17 protein-coding genes are annotated in these 20,604 nt (G+C 66.9%); 14 read left to right on the top strand and 3 right to left on the bottom strand.

What is annotated here, in order from left to right; genetic code table 11:
* Complete coding sequence (locus U1769_RS02915; protein ID WP_332711686.1) at positions 1-1,197, bottom strand: acetyl-CoA C-acyltransferase; 1,197 nt, start codon at positions 1,195-1,197, stop codon at positions 1-3.
* 171 nt (positions 1,198-1,368) lie between these two features.
* Between U1769_RS02915 and U1769_RS02910 the strand changes: the two genes are divergently transcribed.
* The 4 genes from U1769_RS02910 (at position 1,369) to U1769_RS02895 (ending at position 6,101) form a co-directional block, all read left to right on the top strand.
* Positions 1,369-2,064: a response regulator transcription factor gene (locus U1769_RS02910; protein ID WP_332711684.1), complete on the top strand. Its 696-nt coding sequence runs from the start codon at positions 1,369-1,371 to the stop codon at positions 2,062-2,064.
* A complete protein-coding gene (locus U1769_RS02905) occupies positions 2,061-3,629 on the top strand; it encodes an ATP-binding protein (RefSeq protein WP_332711681.1) in 1,569 nt (522 codons plus the stop codon). Before U1769_RS02910 ends, U1769_RS02905 begins: the two co-directional genes overlap by 4 nt.
* A gap of 163 nt (positions 3,630-3,792) precedes the next feature.
* Positions 3,793-4,968 carry a BaiN/RdsA family NAD(P)/FAD-dependent oxidoreductase gene (locus U1769_RS02900; RefSeq protein WP_332711679.1) on the top strand — a complete coding sequence of 392 codons (1,176 nt, stop codon included), beginning with the start codon at positions 3,793-3,795 and terminating at the stop codon, positions 4,966-4,968.
* Between the two features lie 65 nt (positions 4,969-5,033).
* On the top strand, positions 5,034-6,101 hold the full coding sequence (locus U1769_RS02895) for an AI-2E family transporter (RefSeq protein WP_332711676.1): 1,068 nt from the start codon (positions 5,034-5,036) through the stop codon (positions 6,099-6,101).
* Positions 6,102-6,115: 14 nt separating this feature from the next.
* Here the strand turns inward: U1769_RS02895 and U1769_RS02890 are convergent, their stop codons facing one another.
* Positions 6,116-7,042 (bottom strand): sensor domain-containing diguanylate cyclase, encoded by a 927-nt coding sequence (locus U1769_RS02890; RefSeq protein WP_332711673.1) that lies wholly within the window; start codon positions 7,040-7,042, stop codon positions 6,116-6,118.
* Positions 7,043-7,143: 101 nt separating this feature from the next.
* Positions 7,144-7,890, bottom strand: coding sequence for an HAD-IIB family hydrolase (locus tag U1769_RS02885; protein ID WP_332711671.1), 747 nt, complete (start codon positions 7,888-7,890; stop codon positions 7,144-7,146).
* 146 nt (positions 7,891-8,036) lie between these two features.
* Here U1769_RS02885 and U1769_RS02880 point away from each other — a divergent pair, with 146 nt between their 5' ends.
* The 10 genes from U1769_RS02880 to U1769_RS02835 all read left to right on the top strand — a co-directional run bounded on the left by U1769_RS02880 (position 8,037) and on the right by U1769_RS02835 (position 20,601).
* A complete protein-coding gene (locus U1769_RS02880) occupies positions 8,037-8,399 on the top strand; it encodes a hypothetical protein (protein ID WP_332711668.1) in 363 nt (120 codons plus the stop codon).
* A 145-nt stretch (positions 8,400-8,544) separates the two neighbouring features.
* Complete coding sequence (locus tag U1769_RS02875; RefSeq protein WP_332711666.1) at positions 8,545-10,239, top strand: DEAD/DEAH box helicase; 1,695 nt, start codon at positions 8,545-8,547, stop codon at positions 10,237-10,239.
* Between the two features lie 88 nt (positions 10,240-10,327).
* Positions 10,328-10,714 (top strand): hypothetical protein, encoded by a 387-nt coding sequence (locus tag U1769_RS02870; protein ID WP_332711663.1) that lies wholly within the window; start codon positions 10,328-10,330, stop codon positions 10,712-10,714.
* A gap of 199 nt (positions 10,715-10,913) precedes the next feature.
* The gene (gene hisC / locus U1769_RS02865; protein WP_332711660.1) at positions 10,914-12,008 is read left to right on the top strand and encodes a histidinol-phosphate transaminase; all 1,095 of its coding nucleotides are present in this window, start codon (positions 10,914-10,916) and stop codon (positions 12,006-12,008) included.
* A 137-nt stretch (positions 12,009-12,145) separates the two neighbouring features.
* Positions 12,146-13,267, top strand: a complete 1,122-nt coding sequence (locus U1769_RS02860; protein WP_332711658.1) for a purine nucleoside permease — start codon at positions 12,146-12,148, stop codon at positions 13,265-13,267.
* Positions 13,268-13,341: 74 nt separating this feature from the next.
* Positions 13,342-16,632, top strand: coding sequence for a TonB-dependent receptor (locus U1769_RS02855; protein ID WP_332711655.1), 3,291 nt, complete (start codon positions 13,342-13,344; stop codon positions 16,630-16,632).
* 130 nt (positions 16,633-16,762) lie between these two features.
* Positions 16,763-17,629 carry a 5'-methylthioadenosine/S-adenosylhomocysteine nucleosidase gene (locus U1769_RS02850; protein WP_332713619.1) on the top strand — a complete coding sequence of 289 codons (867 nt, stop codon included), beginning with the start codon at positions 16,763-16,765 and terminating at the stop codon, positions 17,627-17,629.
* Between the two features lie 42 nt (positions 17,630-17,671).
* On the top strand, positions 17,672-18,409 hold the full coding sequence (locus U1769_RS02845; protein ID WP_332711653.1) for a haloacid dehalogenase type II: 738 nt from the start codon (positions 17,672-17,674) through the stop codon (positions 18,407-18,409).
* A 70-nt stretch (positions 18,410-18,479) separates the two neighbouring features.
* Positions 18,480-19,595: a DUF47 family protein gene (locus tag U1769_RS02840; RefSeq protein ID WP_332713616.1), complete on the top strand. Its 1,116-nt coding sequence runs from the start codon at positions 18,480-18,482 to the stop codon at positions 19,593-19,595.
* 10 nt (positions 19,596-19,605) lie between these two features.
* Entirely contained in the window at positions 19,606-20,601 is a 996-nt protein-coding gene (locus U1769_RS02835; protein ID WP_332711650.1) for an inorganic phosphate transporter, read from the top strand.
* Positions 20,602-20,604 lie beyond the last annotated feature (3 nt).

The following is a 20,604-nucleotide window of genomic DNA, read 5'->3' as shown; positions in this document are numbered from 1 at the left end:
TCACACGATCTCGAACAGCCCCGCCGCGCCCATCCCGCCGGCGGTGCACATCGACACCACGACATAGCGCACGCCGCGCTTGCGCCCCTCGATCAACGCATGGCCGACCAGCCGCGATCCGGTCATCCCGAACGGGTGGCCGACCGCGATGGCGCCACCATTGACGTTGTACTTGTCGGGATCGATGCCGAGATGGTCGCGGCAATAGAGGCACTGGCTGGCGAACGCTTCGTTCAGCTCCCACAGCCCGATGTCGGCGACGGAAAGGCCCGCCCGGTCTAGCAGCCGGGGGATCGCGAAGATCGGCCCGATGCCCATTTCATCCGGCCCGCACCCTGCCGCCTGGAAGCCGCGATAGATGCCGAGGATCTCCTTGCCCTCGGCCTCGGCGGTCGCCCGGTCCATCAGGATCTGCGCCGAGGCGCCGTCCGACAGCTGGCTGGCATTGCCGGCGGTGACGTTCGATCCCGGCCCGGTGAATTCGCCGCCCGGCCATACCGTCTTCAGCCCGCGCAGCGCCTCGATCGTGGTGCCGGCGCGGATGCCCTCGTCCTGGCTGACCGTCACCGTCTCGAGCCCGGTCCGCTTGCCTTCCTTGTCGAACACGGCCTTCTCGACCGTGATCGGCGCGATCTCCTCGGCGAACGCGCCCCGCTCGAGCCCGGCGGCGGCGCGCTGCTGGCTCTGCGCGCCATAGGCATCCTGCGCCTCCCGGCTGATGCCGTAGCGCGCGGCGACGATCTCGGCCGTCTCGATCATCGGGATATAGGCGGCGGGCTCCTGCGCGATCACCGATTTGTTGACGAAGCGCGGTGCGTCCTTGGTCACCGTCAGGCTGATCGATTCCATGCCGCCGGCCAGCGCCACGTCGATTTCGTCGCACATGATCGATCGTGCGGCGAGCGCCACCGCGGTCAGCCCCGATCCGCATTTCCGGTCGAGCGAAAAGGCCGGCACGCTGTGCGGCAGCTTGCCGGCGAAGATCGCCATCCGCCCGGCATTGCCGCCCTGCGTGCCCCATTGCCCGCCGACGCCCCAGAACACCTCGTCGATCCGCGCCGGATCGATCCCGGCACGCTCGACCGCCGCGTTCATCACATGTCCGGCCAGCACCGGCGCCTCCGTGATGTTGAATGCCCCACGATACGCCTTGCCGATCGGGGTACGGGCCGTGGCGACGATGGCGGCTTCACGCATGGGGAGTCCTTTCGAGGATCGGGTATGGCGAGGGTGTAGGCGGGGGCGAGGGGGTTGGAAAGGGGCTCCGGCGAACCGTCTGCACCGTTTCTCCACATCGAGCAGACCAGGCATCCCCACGCGCCGGCTTATCTGACGAACGATGTTGACCGCTACCGCGACTGGACCACAATGAAACCCATGAGCCACCGCATCCTCGTCGTCGACGACGATCCCCATATCCGCGAGCTGCTGGTCTTCGCGCTCGGCAAGGCCGGCATGCGCCCGAGCGAGGCGGCCGACGGCGAGGAAGCGCAGGACGCGATTGCGCGCGAGATGCCCGATCTGATGGTGCTCGACATCAACATGCCGCGGCTCAACGGGCTCGATCTGTGCCGGCGCCTGCGCGGCGCAGGCGGGGCGGGGGCGGCGCTGCCGATCCTGTTCCTCTCCTCGCGCGACGACGAGATCGACCGCATCGTCGGTATCGAGATCGGCGGGGACGATTATGTCGTGAAGCCTTTCTCCCCGCGCGAAGTGGTCGCACGGGTCGGCGCGATCCTCAAGCGCGGCGCGCCGCCGCCGGCCGAGCCGGACACCGTCGTGCGCAACCGGCTGACGCTCGACACCGATGGCTGGGAAGCGCGGTGGGATGGTGCCCCCGTGCCGCTCACCGCGACCGAGTTCCAGCTGCTGCTGCTGCTCGCGGCCAATCCGGCCAAGGTCTATACCCGCGATGCGATCATCGATCGGCTGCACGGCCCGGGCTTCGCCATCACCGATCGCACGATCGACAGTCATGTCCGCAATCTGCGCGCCAAGTTCGGCGTGGCTGACCTGATCGAGACCCGCGCCGGGATCGGTTACCGGATCGGCGGCTGCGCTTGACGATCTGGCCGATTGCGCCGCTCAAGTCCTTTGCCAAGGCGCATTGGCCAAAGCTCCGGCTGCGTTCGATCCTGCTCGGCACCTTGTTGTTCGTCGCCGCGCTGCCCGGCATCGCCGCGCTGTTCCTGCGCGTCTATGAAAACACCATCGTCCAGCAGACCGAGGCCGAGCTGATCTCGCAGAGCGTGGTGCTGGCGTCGGCGTATAAATCGGCGTGGCGGAACGGGGTGCCCGATCCCGGCCGGCGACTGCTCGCGCCGGAAATCCCGACGATCGATCTGCGCACCATGCCCGTCCTGCCGCCCCGCCGGGCCGAGACGCGGCGCGGCACGCCCGATCGCCGCGCCGCTCTGGTCGCGCGGACGCTGATGCCGATGGCGAGCGACGCGGCGGCGGTGACGCTGACCGCGACGCGCCTGCTCGACGCGCACGGCATCGTCGTGCTGGGGCGGGACGACGTGCTGCTCAACTATGATAATCTGCCGGAGGTCCGCGCCGCGCTGGCGGGCAGCCCGCGCACCGTGCTGCGCGAGCGCAGCCGTTATGAGGCACGCAGCTGGCTGGCGGTGATCAGCCGCGCTTATGCGGTGCGTGTGCATCACGCCCGGCCGGTGATCGATCAGGGGCGGGTGATCGGCGTGGTGATGCTGTCGCGCACGCCGCGCGGGCTGTTCGTTGGCCTGTACCAGGATCGCGGCAAGATCCTGCTCGGCATCGGGCTGATCCTCGGCACCTTGCTGGTGCTCGTCGCGCTGCTGTCGCGCGGTATCGCCCGCCCGATCGACGCGCTGGCCCGGGCCAGCGAGGATATCGCGCGCGGCCGCGTCGCGGTGCCGGAGACGCCGGCGACCGCTGCGATCGAGATTGCCGTCCTCTACGACAATTTCCGCGCCATGGCCGATCGGATCGAGCGCCGCTCGCGCTATCTGAAGGATTTCGCGGCGGCGGTGAGCCACGAGTTCAAGACGCCGCTGGCCGGCATCCGCGGTGCGCTCGAACTGCTCGACGAACATGGCGTCGAGATGAGCGAGGCGGAACGCGGCCGCTTCATCGCCAACGCCACCGCCGATGCCGATCGCCTGTCCCGCCTCGTCCAGCGGCTGCTCGATCTCGCCCGCGCTGACATGGCGCATATCGACGCCGGCGCACGCGCGGACATCACGGCTTCCGCGCGGCGGGTGGCGGATTCCTTCCGCTCGGCCAGCTTCGCGGTGGAGGTCGTGGCGGCCGAGGTGCCGATGGCGCGGATCACGCCCGAAGTGGTCGAGACCTTGCTCGAAACGCTGGTCGAGAACAGCCGCCAGGCCGGCGCCGACCGGGTGACGATCCGCGTCGAGCCGGCCGGCGACGACGTGATCCTGTGGGTCACCGACGACGGCCCCGGCATCGCGACCGCCGATCTGGAGCGCATCTTCGAACCCTTCTTCACTGGCCGCCGCGAAGCGGGCGGGACAGGCCTCGGCCTCGCCATCGCGCGCTCGCTGCTGGCGGCGACCGGCGGGACGATCGTGGCGAAGGAGGTGCCCGCCGGCGCGTGTTTCCGGTTGAGGTTGCCCGTGGCGTGAAAGCCCTCTTCTTTCACCTCTCCCCCTGTGGGAGAGGGAGGGGCCCAAGCGAAGCTTAGGAGGGTGAGGGGGACTCTGGCTTGTGTCCCGAACCTCACTCCCCCTCATCCGGCGCTTCGCGCCACCTTCTCCCACAGGGGGAGAAGGGGTAGGCGTGCCCCCAATGACCCAACCCTACGACACCATCATCCTCGGCGCCGGTGCCGCCGGCATGATGTGCGCGCTCACCGCCGGGCAGCGCGGGCGGCGTGTGCTGTTGCTCGACCATGCCGACGAGGTGGGCAAGAAGATCCTCATCTCGGGCGGCGGGCGGTGCAATTTCACCAATATCAACACCGCGCCCGACCGCTATCTTTCCGCCAATCCGCATTTCGCCAAGTCGGCTCTCGGCCGCTATTCGGCGCAGGACTTCATCGAGCTGGTCGATCGCCACGGCATCAAATGGCACGAAAAGACGCTCGGCCAGCTGTTCTGCGATGGCTCGGCGAAGCAGATCGTCGGCATGCTGCTCGACGAATGCGATGCCGGGAACGTCACCATTGGCCTTGGCCAGCCGATCCGCGCGGTCGACCATGCCGACGGGCACTACCGCGTCACTTTCGGCGATCGCACTGCCACCGCGTCGTCGCTGGTGATCGCGACCGGCGGACCGTCCATTCCGAAAATGGGCGCGACCGGTTTCGCTTATGATCTCGCCCGGCAGTTCGGCCTGAAAGTGGTAGAGCCGCGCCCGGCTTTGGTGCCGTTCACGCTCGGCGGAGAGGAGACTCTGTTCCGCTCGCTCTCCGGCGTTGCCGCGGATGTCGTCGCGCGCTGTGGCAAGACGGCGTTTCGGGAGGCGGCGTTGTTCACGCACAAGGGCCTGTCCGGCCCGGCGATCCTGCAGATCTCTTCCTATTGGCGGCACGGCGAGTCGATCGGGATCGACTTCCTGCCCGATCTGAAACCGGGCTGGCTGGCCGAGGCGAAGCGCGCCAGTCCGCGCGCGGCTTTCCGCAAGCTGCTGGCGAGCCATCTTCCCGCGCGCCTCGCCGAAACGCTGGCCGATCGCCTCGGCTTCGATGGCGAGCTGGTCGCCCAGACCGACAAGCGGCTCGACGAAGCCGCGCGCCGCCTCGCCGACTGGCGCTTCACGCCGAACGGTACCGAAGGCCTGGCCAAGGCCGAGGTCGTCGCCGGCGGCATCGCCACCGATGGCTTGTCCTCGCAGACCATGGAAGCGCGCAGGGTCCCCGGCCTCTACGCGATCGGCGAGGCGGTCGACGTCACCGGCTGGCTCGGCGGCTATAATTTCCAATGGGCCTGGGCCAGCGGCTGGGCGGCGGGGCAGGCGGTCTGAGCCGCCGATGGCGCAGTTGCCGTCGCGGCGCTAAGGTCGCCGCCGGGGCCGGGGAGGAACAGGCAATGCGCAGTATCGAGGATCGAACTTTCCAGCTGCTGATCGTCGTCATTTCGCTGGCCTTCGCCTGGCTGATCCTGCCCTTTTACGGGGCGATCCTGTGGGGCGTCGTTGCGGCGATCATGCTGGCGCCGCTCAACCGGCGTATCGTCGCTCTCATGCCGGGGCGGCAGAATCTCGCTGCCGTCGTGACGCTGCTCATCCTGATCGCCATGGGCATCGTGCCCGCCCTGCTGCTTGCCGCGGCGCTGCTGCAGGAAGCGGCCGGCCTTTACACCAAAGTGCAAACCGGCGGGATCGATTTCGATGGGCTGTTCCACCGCATCCAGGCGTCGCTGCCGGCCTGGGTGGCGGCTTTGTTCGATCAGCTCGGCCTGACCGATATCGATGCGGTCCGCGCCAGGATCGCCGCCGGCATCGGCAACCGGCTGCAGCTGTTCGCCGCGCAGGCGCTTAACCTCGGCCAGAGCGCCTTCGCCTTCCTGGTCGGGCTCAGCGTGATGCTGTACCTCACCTTCTTCCTGCTGCGTGACGGGGCCGGGCTCGCCCGGCGGATCGAGGACAGCGTGCCGCTCCGCCCGGCGCAGCAAAGCGCGCTGATCGCGAAGTTCACCACCGTCATCCGCGCCACGATCAAGGGCAGTCTCGTCGTCGCCATCCTGCAGGGTGCGATCGGCGGAGTCGTGTTCTGGGGGCTCGGAATCGAGGGCGCGCTGCTCTGGGCGGTGGTGATGGCGTTCATGTCGCTGCTGCCGGCGATCGGCACGGGCATCGTCTGGGTGCCGGTCGCGATCTATCTGCTGGCGACCGGCGCGATCTGGCAGGGCCTCGTCCTCGTCTTTTGCGGCCTGTTCGTGATCGGCATGGTGGATAATCTGCTGCGCCCGATCCTGGTCGGCAAGGACGCCAAGATGCCCGACTATGTCGTGCTCATCTCGACGCTCGGGGGCATCGAGTTGCTCGGCTTCAACGGCATCATCATCGGCCCGGTGATCGCCGCCCTGTTCATTGCCGTGTGGGACATCACCACTGAAGCGCGGCGGAACCGGCGCGCCGTCCGCGACATGTCGTAGGACGGTCGGGCGGCTCAGGCCCGCAATTGCCAGCGGCTCCGCCCGGCGCGCTTCGCCGCGTAAAGCGCCTCGTCGGCCCGGCACACCAGCTCGTGCAGCGATGCGGCGCCGTCCTCGGAACAGGACACCCCGACGCTCGCGCCGATATGGGCCAGCGCGCCGTCCACTTCATAGACGGCGCCGAGATGCTTGACGATCCGCGCCGCGGTGCGCTCGGCCAGCGCGCGGTCGGCGCGGTGCATGATGATGCCGAATTCGTCGCCGCCGACCCGCGCGATGAAATCGCCCTGGCGCAACTGGCGGGGCAGGCGCCGGCCGACTTCGGCCAGCACCATGTCGCCGGCGCGGTGGCCGAGCCGGTCGTTGATGTGCTTGAAGTGGTCGAGATCGATCAGCAACAGGCTGGTGCCCGCTTCCTCGATCGCGCCGGACAGCGCCTCCTCGAAGCCGCGGCGGTTGTACAGGCCGGTCAGGTGATCGGTGATCACCAGCTGCTGCAGCCTGGCATTCGCCTCCTGCAGCGCCTCGCGCGCCCGGATCGGCTCGGTCAGGTCGACGACTTCGGCGATGAAGCAGCGCGGCGTGTCGTCATCCTCGCGCACCATTGTCGCGGTCATCAGCACGGTGACGGTCGCGCCCTGCTTGTGGAGATAGCGTTTCTCGAGCTGATAGCTGTCGCGCTCACCGCGCATCGCCTCATCGAACAGGTGAAGGTCGGCGCGGATGTCGTGCGGATGCGTGAAATCCGCGAAATGCATGCCCGCCAGCTCGGCCGGCGTATAGCCGAGCAACGCGGCGAAGGCAGCATTGACCTCCAGGCAGATCCCGGTGACGTCGACGATCGCCTTTCCCGTCGCTGCTGCGTGAAACGCCGCCTTGAACATCTGCCGGCTCGCCCGGAGCTGGCGCTCCAGCGGGCCGACGCCCGGTTCCCATATCATGCCCGATCCCGCACCCGATCGCGAAGCATGTCCGCGATCGGCGAGATTCTAACCTGGTTGGGTTAACGAGTGATTGGCGGGCTGACGCCCCGATCGCCGCCTCAGTGCTGGCACGCCACGATCGCGGCGATCACCGCCAGCGTTTCCTCGGGATCGCGCACGCGCACCGTGTCGAGCCCCAGTTCCTTAGCGGGATAATCATTGCCGCCGGGGAAGATCGCGTCGCCGATGAACAGCATCGTGTCGAGCTCGATGCCGCTCGCCTCGCGCAGCTTCTTCAGGCCATAAGCCTTGTCCACGCCCTCGCGCGTGATGTCGATCGAGGTCGCGCCGCCCATGTTGATCGAAAGGCCCGGCAGGCGCTTGCGCAGATCGGCCTGGATGATCTTGCGCTTGGCGAAATCCGGATCCCAATGTTCCTTGGCATCGAGCGGCGCCTGCTGGCCCAGCGCGGAAAAGGTGATCTGGCTGCCGCGATCCTCGATCCGTTCGCCCCAGGTCTGCTCGGGTACGAAGCCGGTGGCCTCCAGCGACGCGTCGAAGGCAGCAAGGATCGCGCTTTTCTGGGTATCGTCGAACAGCTCGGCATAGACCGGGTACCACGCGCTGCCGTCATGGCGGTACAGCTTGGTGCCGGTGGTCGGCATCAGCCACAGGCGCGTCAGGTCGGCGCGGGGCGGCAGGCGGCTCGCGACCTGCTTCTCGAACTGCGGCCAGTCCCCGCCCGAGATCACGGCAACATGCGCCACGCCGAGCAGATCGGCCAGCGCTTCGCCCATCGGCTCCTGCAAGGGCTGTTTGCTCAGCGCGAGCGTTCCGTCGAGGTCGAAGGCGACCAGCTGCTTCATGCGCGACTCCTGGATGCGTGCCGCGAAAAAGCGGCGCTGTCGGCGTGCAATCGCCCGAATGGCGCGGAAAGTTCCGTTCGAGGCCATAGGGAGCGGAACCCTTGTCGCGAATCGTCGTTTTTCCCGAAACAAGCAGGGGGAATTTCATGGCATCGCGCAATCCGTTCGTCTGGACCGGCCGCACTCAGGTTGGCCTGGGGCTGTTCGCCGCCTCCCTGATCTATCTCGCCATCGCCGCGCCCAATGCCGTCGCGATCTCGTTCGCGGTCGGCGCCGGCGCCTGTCTTGCCCTGTTCGGAATCACCGGCTCGCGCATCGGGCTGATCGCGGTGACCCTGCTGATGCTGGTGGTGTCGACGGCCGGGCTGTTCGCGGCGCTGCTGCTGGGCAGCTATATCCTGCTACCGGTCGCGCTGGCGCAGATCGCGGCGGTATCGCTGATGGAAGGCCGCGAACATGGCTGGGCGGGCACCGCTTCGGCCGCGCGGCCCCGGTCGTTCGCCGGTTGAGCCAGATAAGGCAGCCGGAAACAGAGCTCCCCGCCGGGCGGAACCGGTCGCCTGATCCTCGCTCGCGAGCGAACGTGCTTTAATCTGGATTATCTGCTAGGGGCCACCTTTGCTGCGCCCGCGCGGCCCCAAAATCCGGATTATCATGCCCTTCTCAGCTCTACCCACGCTTCTCGCCGAAGCGCTCTCCGCCCGTGGTTATGCCGCGCCCACCCCAGTTCAGGCCGCCGTGCTCGAACCCGAAGCCGCCGGCCGTGACATGATCGTCTCGGCCCAGACCGGTTCCGGCAAGACCGTTGCCTTCGGCCTCGCCATCGCGCCGCAGCTGCTCGGTGAGGAAGGCGCGATGCCGCCGGCTCGCGCACCGCTCGCGCTCGCCATCGCCCCGACCCGCGAGCTCGCGCTTCAGGTCAGCCGCGAACTTGCCTGGCTCTACGAAAAGGCCGGCGCCCGCATCGCCACCTGCGTCGGCGGCATGGACGCATCAAGCGAACGCCGCGCTTTGTCGCGCGGCGCGCATATCGTCGTCGGCACCCCGGGGCGCCTGCGCGACCATATCGAGCGCGGCGCGCTCGATCTCGGCGCGCTCAAGGCCGTCATCCTCGACGAAGCCGACGAGATGCTCGACATGGGTTTCCGCGAAGATCTCGAACAGATTCTCGACGCGACGCCCGATCAGCGCCGCACGCTTCTCTTCTCGGCGACCATGCCGAAGCCGATCGTCGCCCTGGCAAAGCGCTACCAGCGCGACGCGCTGCGCATCTCGACCGTCGGCGAGGATCGCGGGCACGGCGACATCAGCTACCAGGCAGTCACCGTCGCCCCGGCCGATATCGAGAATGCGGTCGTGAACCTGCTGCGCCTGTACGAAGCGGAATCGGCGATGCTGTTCTGCGCGACGCGCGACAATGTCCGCCATCTCCATGCCAGCCTGGTCGAGCGCGGCTTCGCGGCCGTCGCTTTGTCCGGGGAGCATAGCCAGAACGAGCGCAATGCCGCCATGCAGGCGCTGCGCGACAAGCGCGCCCGGGTCTGCGTGGCGACGGACGTTGCCGCGCGCGGCATCGATCTGCCGTCGCTCAGCCTGGTCGTTCATGTCGAGCTGCCGCGCGATGCCGAGACGCTGCAGCATCGTTCGGGCCGCACCGGCCGGGCGGGCAAGAAGGGCACGGCAGTCCTGATCGTTCCCTATCAGCGCAAGCGCCGGGTCGAGATGATGCTGCGCGGCGCGCGGATCGCGGTCGAATGGGTCAATGCCCCAACCGCCGACGATATCCGCAAGGCCGATCGCACCCGTCTGATGGAAATGCTGCTCGAGACGATCGAGGTCGACGAGGACGACCGCGCGCTCGCCGCGCAGCTGATGGAGCAGAAGTCGCCCGAGGATATCGCCGCGGCCCTGGTCAAGACCTATCGCGCGCGCCTGCCCGCCCCGGAGGAAATGCTGACCCAGAGTTCGGATCAGCCGGCCGGCAAGGAGCATCACCGCGAGGGCTTCGACGACATCGTCTGGTTCCGCATGGATATCGGCCGCCGACAGAATGCCGATCCACGCTGGATACTGCCGTTGATCTGCCGCCGCGGGCACATCACCAAGAATGAGGTCGGCGCGATCCGCATCGGCCCGAACGAGACTGCGTTCCAGATTCCACGCGCCATTGCCGGCAAGTTCATGGCTTCGGTCAAGCGCACCGTCGGCGAGGAAGCCGAGGGCGGCGTTCAGTTCGAGGTGATGGAAGGCGGCCCGCAACAGGCCGCGCGCGAACCGCGCCGCCACAACGGCCCGGCCCCGGTGCGCCACCAGCCGCGCCCGACCTTGCGCAAGCGGCCGCGGGCCTGAGCTTCGGCGTCATGCCGGACGCGTTCCGGCATGACGCAGGGAAGTTTGCTGTTCCAGTCGGGCCGAAATCCCTCTAGGGCCCGCGCCCATGAGCAAATCAGCCACCGATGTGATGCAGGACATCGTCTTTTCCGCCGTCATCGATTCGATCGGTGCGCTGAAGGCCGCCTCCAAGGGCGTGCCCAACACGCTGCTGCGCGATCTGAACTCGGTGCATGCCAACACCACGCTGGCCGATCTGCCGCCGGAGCTTCAGGCAGCGATCGCGACCAATGTGCGCGCTGCGTTCACGCGGCTGCTGAAGGAAGGCTATAATGTCGCACCGGCCGGCACTGCGTCGCCCCGCACGCCGCCACCGCCGCGCCCGGTCTCGCGCGATGCGCAGCGGCACCGCCGGCCGCCGACGCCGGGCCCGGCCGATCCGGGCAAACCGCGCGGCCCCAGGCCCAATCGCCCGCCCAAGCCGAGAGGCTGAGCGGGCGACCAGGCCAGGGAGAGGGGGGTCGCCCCGGCCTACCCCACTGCCGACAGGGGGGGTGCCGGCAGGAAGACCGCCACCTAGCCGCGCCCGCGCCGGCTTTCAAAGACCGTAAAACTCCTTAGGTCGGCGCTTGCCCATGGCGGCGCGACACAGGCCATTGCAGCCGCCGGGCGTCCGCCTTAGGGCGCTGGGCATGACCGCACCAAAGCCCAAAGACTGGATCATGGCGATCGCCCCCTATGTGCCGGGGCGTTCCTCCACCGATGCCGGCGCACCCGTCGCGAAGCTGTCCTCCAATGAGAACCCGCTCGGCACCAGCGAGCCGGCGCGCGCCGCCTTTGCCGCCCATGTCGGCGATCTCTATCGCTATCCCGATGCGACCGCGACCGAGCTGCGTGAGGCGCTGGCCGCCTATCACGATCTCGATCCCGCCCGGATCATCTACGGTACCGGATCGGACGAGGTGCTCCACCTCGCGGCCGGGGTCTATGCCGGGCCGGGCGACGAAGTGATCTTCGTCCATTACGGCTTTGCCGTGTACGAAATCGCCACGCGCCGCGTCGGCGCCACGCCGGTCGTCGCGCCGGACAAGCAATACGCCACCGATGTCGATGCGATCCTGGCCTGCGTCACCGATCGCACGCGCCTGGTGTTCATCGCCAACCCCAACAACCCGACCGGCACCTATGCCGATCGCGGCGAGATCCTGCGGCTCCACGCCGGCCTTCCGGCGAACGTCATGCTGGTGATCGACCAGGCCTATGCCGAATATCTGACGGAGGATGACGGCGGCCTCGATCTCGCGCGCCATGCCCCGAACGTGATCGTCACGCGCACTTTCTCCAAGATCCACGGCCTCGCCGCCGAGCGGATCGGCTGGGGTTACGGCTCGGCCGAGGCAGTCGACGCGATGCACCGCATCCGCGCGCCCTTCTGCATCACCACCGCGGGCCAGAAAGCGGCGATCGCCGCGCTCGGCGCGACCGAGTTCATCGAGCACAGCCGTGCCCATAATATCGAGTGGCGTGCCTGGCTCACGGGCGAGATCGCGGCGCTGGGCAATGCCGGCCTGCGCGTCGTGCCCAGCCATGCGAACTTCCTGCTCGTGCTGTTCGAAGGTACGCTGAGCGCCGAGACCGCCTATCTCCAGCTGATGGAGCGCGGCATCATCGTGCGCTGGCTGCCGGGGCAGGGCCTGGCGCAGGGGCTGCGCATGACGATCGGCAGCGAGGCGGAGACCCGCGCGCTGGCGGCGGCGCTGCGCGAGATCGTCGCGGCGGAACACTGACGGCCCGGCCGCGCTGGCCCTGCCCATGCTTATTCTGCGGCCACCTTGCGGGCAGCAGGAAAGCTGATACCGTCGCGACATAGCCTCAGGATCATGAGGCAAGCGGGAGAGGCCCACGTCGTTGCGAGGGCCAGTATTTGCGCTTTGTCGGTCGGTTGTTCTCCGTTGCCCTTTTCGCCCTGCTGCCGCTTGCGGCCGCAGCCGCCACGCCGTCCGTGCAGGCCGAAAAGGCCGAGAGCCCACCGATCGAAATCCGCGTCGTCATCGTCACCGCGTTCGAGATCGGCGAGGATAGCGGCGACAGGGCCGGCGAATATCAGGCCTGGGCCAGTGTCATGCCGCAGGTCCTGCCCTTCCCCGCGGGCTTTCGGCACCTGCGCTACGATCCGGTCACCAAGGTGCTGCTGCTCTCGACCGGGATCGGCACGAACCGCGCAGCCGCTTCGACCATGGCGCTCGGCATGGATCCGCGCTTCGATCTGAGCCACGCCTATTGGCTGGTGGCGGCGATCGCCGGGGCCAATCCCAACACCATCTCGGTCGGATCGGCCGCCTGGATCGGCGACATCGTCGATACCGATTACGGTTATGCCGTCGATCCGCGGGAGGCGCCGGCGGGCTGGCCGACCGGCATGTTCGCCCGCGACAGCAAGGCGCCTTATAAGGGGCCGCGCGGCGACACGCGCTATAATCTGTTCCCGCTCAACAAGGGCCTGCGTGACTGGGCCTTCGCCCGGACCAAAAGCATCGCTCTCCCCGACGCGCCGGCGCTGAAGCAGATTCGCGCCGGCTATGCCGGCTTTCCACTGGCGCAGCGGCCGCCTGCTGTAATGGTCGGCGACGAGGCGACCGGCCAGACCTTCTGGCACGGCGCGCTGCTCAACGCCCATGTCGAGAAATGGGTCGACTACTGGACCGGCGGGACTGGCCGGTTCCTTGTCACCGCGATGGAGGATAGCGGCGTTGCCGGCGCGCTCACCATGCTCGGCCGGGTGGGGCGGGCCGATCCGGCACGATTGCTCGTGCTGCGCACCGCCAGCAATTATTCGGTCCCGCCGCCCGGCACGGGCGCGGCGGAAAGCCTGATCGCTGAAGCCCGCGGGCTTTCGGCGCTCCAGCCGTCGCTCGATGCGGCTTTTCTCGTCGGTTCGCCCGTGGTTGCGGCGCTCAGCGGCGGCTGGGCAACCACGCGCGACTCGATTCCGGGACAATCACAGGAGGAACGGGCGCAGGGGGAACGGGCGATGACCGCTCCATAAACGGCTCGACCATCGATCGGCGGGTGACGGGCAACAGCGCGCATCCGCGGAAACACACAAAAGGGGGAAATATCATGCGTCATCTGCTTCATGCGTCCGTGTGCGCGCTCGCGATCTGCGCGCCGGCCGGCGCCTATGCCCAGGAAACCACCTCATCGATCCGCGGTGCGGTCACGTCGGGCGACGCGCCCGTATCCGGGGCGAACGTCATCGTCACCCATCTGCCCTCGGGCACGACATCGACCACCACGACCGGCGCCGACGGCAGCTTCAGCGCTTCGGGATTGCGCGTTGGCGGTCCCTTCACGGTGAAGGTCGTGGCCGACGGTTATGTCGATACCACCGTCACCGATATCCAGCTGACCGCGGGCCAGCCGTTCCGCATTCCGATCGCGCTGGAGGCAACGGGCAGCGACATCGTCGTGACGGCATCGCAGAGCGGCGCGGTGGATCTCTCCTCCGGCCCCGGCACGGCGCTAGACCGGCGGGATATCGAAGGCGTCGCCTCGGTCACGCGTGACATCCGCGATATCGTGCGGCGCGATCCCTTCGCGACGATCGATCCGGCGCAGAGCCGCGGTATCATGATCGCCGGGCAGAATGCGCGCCTCAACAAATTCTCGGTCGACGGCCTGCGCTTCTCCGACACGTTCGGGCTGAACGTCGGCGGCTTGCCGACCGCGCGCGGGCCGGTGCCGCTCGACGCGATCGAGCAGCTCTCGGTCAAGATCGCGCCGTTCGACATCAGCGAGGGCGATTTCCAGGGCGGCGCGGTCAACCTCGTGCTGCGCTCGGGCACCAACAAGTTCACCGGCTCGGGCTTCTACACCTATAGCAGCGACAAGCTGACCGGCGATCGCACCCGTCCCGGCATCGCCAACAGCACCGGCATCGTGAACCTCGATTTCAAGAGCAAGAATTACGGCGGTTTCGTTTCCGGGCCGATCATCAAGGACAAATTGTTCCTGGCGCTGTCCTACGAGCATCTGGAGGAAGGCACCCCGATCAACATCGGCACGGCCGGCTTCCCCAACGTCGTGCCCAATTTGACGGACGCGCAGATCGCGAACATCACCTCGATCGCGAACACGGTCTACGGCTACGATACGCTCGGCGTGCAATCCTCGACGCTGGAGACCGACGAGAAATACACCGCCAAGGTCGACTGGAACATCACTGACGGTCAGCGCTTCTCGTTCACCTATATCCACAACGACAGCAACAACAGCTCGACCGCGGGCTTCTCCTCGACAGCGACCGGCTCACCGGCGCTCGCGCTTGGCTCGAACAACTACAAGCGCCCCGAAAAGGTCTCGTCCTATGTCGGTCAGCTGAATTCCGACTGGTCGGATAATTTCCACACCGAGCTGCGCGGCAATTTCCGCAAATATGATCTGACGCCGGTGCCGTTCGGCGATTTCCCGTTCAGCCAGATGCAGGTCTGCCTCGATCCGACCGCGGCGCTTCAGCAGAACGGTCTCACCAATACGAGCGCGATCGCCTGCTCGACCAGCCAGACTGCCGGAGCCGCTGCGGCCAGGATCTATTTCGGCCCGGACCGCTTCCGCCATTTCAACTATGTGCGGACCCAGCAATATGGCGCCGATATCGCCGCACGGTGGGAACTTGGCCCGGTCTCGATGAAGCTGACCGCTGCCTATGAACATTACGACGTGGCCAACGCCTTCACCTCGGATGCGTACGGCACCTATTATTTCGACTCGGTCGCCGATTTCCAGGCCGGACGGGCCGGCACGGTGACACTTGCGGGTTCGACCACCGGCGACATCAACGATGTGCTCGCCAGCTTCAAATATGATCAATACACCTTCGGTCTGCAGGGCAGCTGGGATCCGACGCCGACGCTCAGCATAACCGCGGGTACGCGCGTCGATCTCTACGGCATGACCAGCCGGCCACCGGCGAACCAGTATTTCTTCCAGCGCTATGGTTTTGCGAACACTGCGGTGATCGAAGGCAAGACCATCCCGCAGCCGCGCCTGGGGGTAACTTGGAGTCCGAGCGAGCGGTTGCGGTTCCGCGGCGGGTTCGGTCTGTTCGCCGGCGGATCGCCCGACGTGTTTCTGGGCAACAGCTTCTCGGTTGCCGGCGTCTATCAGAACTCTATTACCATCAATCGCAACGCGGACGGCACGTGCACCTTGCCGACCGCCGCGATCTGCACCGCAGCGCTGACCGGGGTGAACGGAACCAGCATCAACCCGCTGGTGACCGATTATCTGCGGACCAATGTCGGCTCTATCTCGGTCGCCAATGTCAACGCGATGGATCCGAAATACGAAATGGAATCGACATGGAAAGCAACGCTTTCGGCCGATTATAAGCTCGATCTCGGCTTTTTCGGTTCGGGCTGGAACTTCGGCGGCGATTTCTATTACGGCTTCGTCAACAATGCGCCGATCTATCAGGATCTGCGGCTCATCTCCAACGGCACGCTACCCGATGGCCGTCCGCGCTACGCCGCACGACCGTTGACGCCTAGCAACTCCAACTCCGATCTGCTGCTTACGAACACGCATCAGGGCCATTCTCTCGTGGCCGTGGCGCGCTTCGACAAGGGCTGGGACTGGGGCCTCAACATCAGCGGCAGCTACACCTTTCAGGACGTCACCGACGTGAGTTCGATGAACGGCACCACCGGTTCGGGCACCTACGGCCAGAATGCTGCGGTCGATCCGAACAAGGCGGCCTATGGCACGTCGATCTACCAGATCCGCAACAGCTGGAAATTGAGCATCGATTACGATCACGCCTTTTTCGGCGACAACAAGACGCGGATCAGCCTGTTCGGGGAACTGCGCTCGGGAATCCCCTACAGTATAACGATGAACGATCCGACCCTGAATGCTGGGCACTCGAGCGTGTTCGGCACGGTTGGTAGCGCCAACCGCTATCTGCTTTATGTGCCGCTCGCGAACGACCCGCTGGTGGTCTACGACAGCACGGCGACCCAGACCTCGCTAAACGCGTACATCGAGGGCAACGGCCTGGGTAAATATCGTGGCAAGATCCTGCCCAAGAACACTCAGACGGCGCCGAACTGGTTCAAGATCGATCTCCATGTTGACCAGGAAATCCCGCTGCCGTTCGGGGCGAAGTTCAAGCTGTTCGCCGATATGGAGAACGTCCTGAACTTCATCGACAAGGACTGGGGCTCGCTCCGCCAGGTCGCCTTCCCGTATCTTGCGCCGGTGGTGAACGTCGCCTGCGTCGCGGCGCAGCCGGGAGCACCAGCCAACCCGTGCGCGCAATATCGCTATTCGAGCTTCTCCAACCCGGCCGTGGACAACCAGTCGCGATATTCGCTCTGGGGTCTACGTATCGGCGCCAAGGTGGAATTCTGATCGCGTGACGTTCGGGCCGCGGTGCCGGTGCGCCGCGGCCCTCCTTTGGCATAGGAGCCTGAACCAAGTGTCTTTCCTGTCCCGTCTCGCCGTGTTTTTCGCCGTTGCCTTGTCGGCGGCGGTGCCGGCCATGGCGCAGAAGCTCGACGATCGCCCGCGCACGGCGGTGATGACGGCCTTTCCGCCGGAATGGTCGGCGCTGGTCGGCGCTGTCAGCGATCCGGTCGAGCACCGGATCAACGGCCTGACGATCCTGACCGGAACGATGGAGGGCAAGCCCGTCCTGCTGATCCAGAGCGGGGTCAGCATGGTCAATGCGGCGATGAACACGCAGCTCATGCTCGATCGCTTCGTCGTGAAGCGGATCGTCTTTTCCGGCATCGCCGGCGGGATCGATCCCGGGCTCGATATCGGCGACGTCGTCGTCCCCGAACGCTGGAACCAGTATATGGAGGTGTCGTTCGCCCGCGAGACGGCGGGCGGCTGGGTGCCGCCCGAACGGCCGGACGCGACAGCGCTGCCCAATTACGGGATGATGTTCCCACGCGACATCCGCGTCGGCAGCGCGACCGAGCCGGTGATCCGCCGGCGCTGGTTCGCCGCCGATCCGGCACTGGTGACGCTCGCCCGCAAGGTCGCCGGCGCCACCACGCTCGCGCGCTGCCTGCCGACGACTGGCATCACGCCAGCGCCGTGCCTGGACAAGGCACCGAAGATCGTCGTGGGCGGCGGCGGCGTCAGCGGCCCGGCCTTCGCCGATAATGCGCAGTACCGCGAATATCTCTTCGCGACTTTCCAGGCCTCGGTGCTCGACATGGAAAGCGCGGCGGTGGGGCAGGTCGCCTTTGCCAATACGGTGCCGTTCGTCGTCTTCCGCAGCCTGTCCGATCTCGCCGGCGGCGATTCCGGCCACAACCAGATGGTGACCTTCATGGCGCTCGCGTCGAGCAATTCGGCGACGGCAGTGCGGGCGTTCGTGGCGGCGCTGCCGGACTGATCCCGGCTTCGCCGTGGCGCTGCGCGCGCCTATACCGGCGGCATGGACGACTCGATCACCGCCCGCGACGCTGCCCCGATCAGGGCGCTGGCTTTCGACGTCTTCGGGACGGTGGTCGACTGGCGCAGTGGCATCGCGCGGGAAGCGGCGTCCTTCTTCGGCGCGATCGGCCGCGACGATATCGATCCCGCCGCCTTTGCCGATGCGTGGCGCGGGCTCTACCAGCCGGCGATGGAGGAATGCCGCTCGGGTCGGCGGCCCTTCGTCCGGCTCGACATCCTCAATTGCGAGACGCTGCAGCAACTGCTCGACCGGCACGATGTGTCTGGGGTGGACGAGAGCGCGATCGCGCATCTCGCGCATGCCTGGCGCCGGCTCGATCCCTGGCCGGATTCGGTCGCGGGGCTGACCCGGCTGAAGCGGCTTCACCCCATCGTCACGCTCTCCAACGCGAACATCGCGCTGCTGGTGGAAATGGCCCGGCACGGCGGGCTGCCCTGGGACGCAATCCTCGGCGCCGAGGTGACTCGGAGCTTCAAGCCGGAGCCGCGCGCCTATCTCGGCACGGCAGATGTGCTCGGGATCGCGCCCGGTGCGCTGTGCCTGGTGGCGGCGCATCACAGCGATCTCGCCGCGGCCCGGGCGTGCGGGCTCGCCACTGCCTATATCGATCGCCCGGCCGAATTTGGCGGCCGACCCAGGCCGGACGCGCATTTGCGGCAGGACTGGGACCATGCGGCGGACAGCATCACGGGACTTGCCGACCTGCTGGGATGCTGATCCTGCTGGACTTGTCGGCCCCTTCGTGATTCTGAGTTCGCTGTCACAAAAGTGACATGTGAGAGACGAGATCGACCAGGTAGCAGCCCTTCCCTATCGCATCATGCCCGATGGCAGCGCCGAGGTGATGTTGATCACGTCGCGGGATACGGGGCGCTGGGTGATTCCGAAGGGCAATCCGATCAAGGGCCTCGCTTCGCACGAAGCCGCTGCCGAGGAAGCGTTCGAGGAAGCCGGCGTTCGCGGCATCGCCTGCCCGTCGCCTATCGGCAGCTTTTCCTACCGCAAGCGCCGGCGGGCCGGGCGCAGCCGCGATCTGGTGGTGGCGGTGTTTCCGATCGCGTTCGTCGAGCAGGTCGCCGAATGGCCGGAGCGGCATCAGCGCGATACCCGCTGGTTCGATCTGCCCCGTGCCGCGGCGGCAGTCGACGAGCCTGAACTCAAGGCGCTGATTGCGGGTTTCCGCGAACCGGTGATTCCGGCTAGTCTCGCCCAGCGCGTCCTTCCGGCGTTCCGGACCCAGGCAAGAAAGAAAATTCCCATGGTCGCTTGGTTTCAGGCGCTGATGCCCACCCAGGGGCGGTTCTTCGATCAGTTCGAGGCGCATGCCGCCACCCTGGTCGCCGGCGCTGACGCGCTCGCCCGGTTGCTCCACAATGAAGGGCCGATCGCGGACAATATCGCCGCGATCGTCAATCACGAACATGCCGCCGACGATATTACGCGCGAGGTGCTGCAGGATGTGCGGCGCGTGTTCGTCACGCCGTTCGATCGCAGCGCGATCACCAGCCTGATCGGGGTGATGGACGATGCGATCGATCAGATGAACGGCACCGCGAAATCGATCGAGCTGTACGAAGTGACCAGCTTCGAACCGCAGATGCGCGATATGGCCGGCATCGTCGTCGAAGCGGCGCGCGTCACGGCGGAGGCGATCCCGCTGCTGCGCTCGCTCGGCACCAATGCCAGCCGACTGCACGATCTCACCTCCCGGCTGATCCGCATCGAGGGCGATGCCGACGATATCCATGATGCCGGGCTGAAGGCCTTGTTCAAGGCGCACGGCGCCACCGCGCCGATGGATTTCATCGTCGGGCGCGAGATTTACAGTCACCTGGAAAAGATCGTCGACCGGTTCGAGGACGTCGCCAACGAGATCCAGGGTCTCGTGATCGACCACGCCTGATCCCGCGGTGATGCTTTCCCTTCCCCTGCTGATCGGCCTGATCGGCGTCGCTCTGCTGTTCGATTTCCTGAACGGCCTGCACGATGCCGCCAATTCGATCGCCACCGTCGTATCGACCCGCGTGCTGAAACCGCATCATGCGGTGCTGTGGGCGGCTTTCTTCAACTTCATCGCCTTTGCCGTGTTCGGTCAGCATGTCGCGCAGACCGTCGGCACCGGCATCATCTCCACCCAGATCGTCGATCCGCAGGTGATCTTCGCCGCGCTGATCGGCGCGATCGTGTGGAACGTCATCACCTGGATGCTCGGCATCCCCTCCAGCAGCAGCCACGCGCTGATCGGCGGGCTGCTCGGCGCCGGCCTCGCCAAGGCGGGGTTCAGCGTCGTCGTGTGGTCCGGCGTGCTCAAGACGGTGGTCGGCATCTTCGCCTCGCCCGCGGTCGGCCTCGTGCTTGCGCTGGTGCTGGTGCTGGCGGTCGCCTGGTCGAGCCTGAAGCTGACGCCGCTCGGCGTCGACAAGCGCTTCCGCAAGCTTCAGCTGATCTCGGCCGCGGCCTATTCGCTTGGGCACGGAGGCAATGATGCGCAGAAGACCATGGGCATCATCACCGTCCTGCTCTTCTCGCAGGGTGTCTATCAGGGCGAATTCCATGTGCCCTTCTGGGTGGTGATCGCCTGCCAGGCGGCGATGGCGTTCGGCACCATGTCGGGCGGATGGAAGATCGTGCACACCATGGGCTCGAAGATCACCCGGCTGACGCCCGCCCAGGGCTTCTGCGCCGAGACCGGCGGCGCGATCACCCTGTTCATGGCGACGTTCGGCGGCGTGCCCGTTTCCTCGACGCACACCATCACCGGCGCGATCGTCGGCGTCGGCGCGGCGCGGCGATTCTCCGCGGTGCGCTGGAACGTGGCGAGCAACATCGTGATAGCCTGGTTCGTCACTCTGCCCGCCGCGGCGCTGGTCGCCGCGCTGACCTGGTGGATCACCGGCCTGTTCCTCTGACGC

The organism is Parasphingomonas zepuensis, from assembly GCF_036663735.1.
In the GTDB taxonomy this organism is placed as follows: Bacteria; Pseudomonadota; Alphaproteobacteria; order Sphingomonadales; family Sphingomonadaceae; genus Sphingomonas.
The sequence above is the reverse complement of the archived record's forward strand: the minus strand, read 5'-3'. Positions and strand labels throughout refer to the sequence as shown.

Coding starts and splice junctions, on each gene's coding strand:
- U1769_RS02915 (WP_332711686.1), bottom strand. CDS start 1,197: ATGCGTGAAGCCGCCATCGTCGCCACGGCCCGTACCCCGATCGGCAAG.
- U1769_RS02910 (WP_332711684.1), top strand. CDS start 1,369: ATGAAACCCATGAGCCACCGCATCCTCGTCGTCGACGACGATCCCCAT.
- U1769_RS02900 (WP_332711679.1), top strand. CDS start 3,793: ATGACCCAACCCTACGACACCATCATCCTCGGCGCCGGTGCCGCCGGC.
- U1769_RS02895 (WP_332711676.1), top strand. CDS start 5,034: ATGCGCAGTATCGAGGATCGAACTTTCCAGCTGCTGATCGTCGTCATT.
- U1769_RS02890 (WP_332711673.1), bottom strand. CDS start 7,042: ATGATATGGGAACCGGGCGTCGGCCCGCTGGAGCGCCAGCTCCGGGCG.
- U1769_RS02885 (WP_332711671.1), bottom strand. CDS start 7,890: ATGAAGCAGCTGGTCGCCTTCGACCTCGACGGAACGCTCGCGCTGAGC.
- U1769_RS02880 (WP_332711668.1), top strand. CDS start 8,037: ATGGCATCGCGCAATCCGTTCGTCTGGACCGGCCGCACTCAGGTTGGC.
- U1769_RS02875 (WP_332711666.1), top strand. CDS start 8,545: ATGCCCTTCTCAGCTCTACCCACGCTTCTCGCCGAAGCGCTCTCCGCC.
- U1769_RS02870 (WP_332711663.1), top strand. CDS start 10,328: ATGAGCAAATCAGCCACCGATGTGATGCAGGACATCGTCTTTTCCGCC.
- hisC (WP_332711660.1), top strand. CDS start 10,914: ATGACCGCACCAAAGCCCAAAGACTGGATCATGGCGATCGCCCCCTAT.
- U1769_RS02855 (WP_332711655.1), top strand. CDS start 13,342: ATGCGTCATCTGCTTCATGCGTCCGTGTGCGCGCTCGCGATCTGCGCG.
- U1769_RS02850 (WP_332713619.1), top strand. CDS start 16,763: ATGGCGCAGAAGCTCGACGATCGCCCGCGCACGGCGGTGATGACGGCC.
- U1769_RS02845 (WP_332711653.1), top strand. CDS start 17,672: ATGGACGACTCGATCACCGCCCGCGACGCTGCCCCGATCAGGGCGCTG.
- U1769_RS02835 (WP_332711650.1), top strand. CDS start 19,606: ATGCTTTCCCTTCCCCTGCTGATCGGCCTGATCGGCGTCGCTCTGCTG.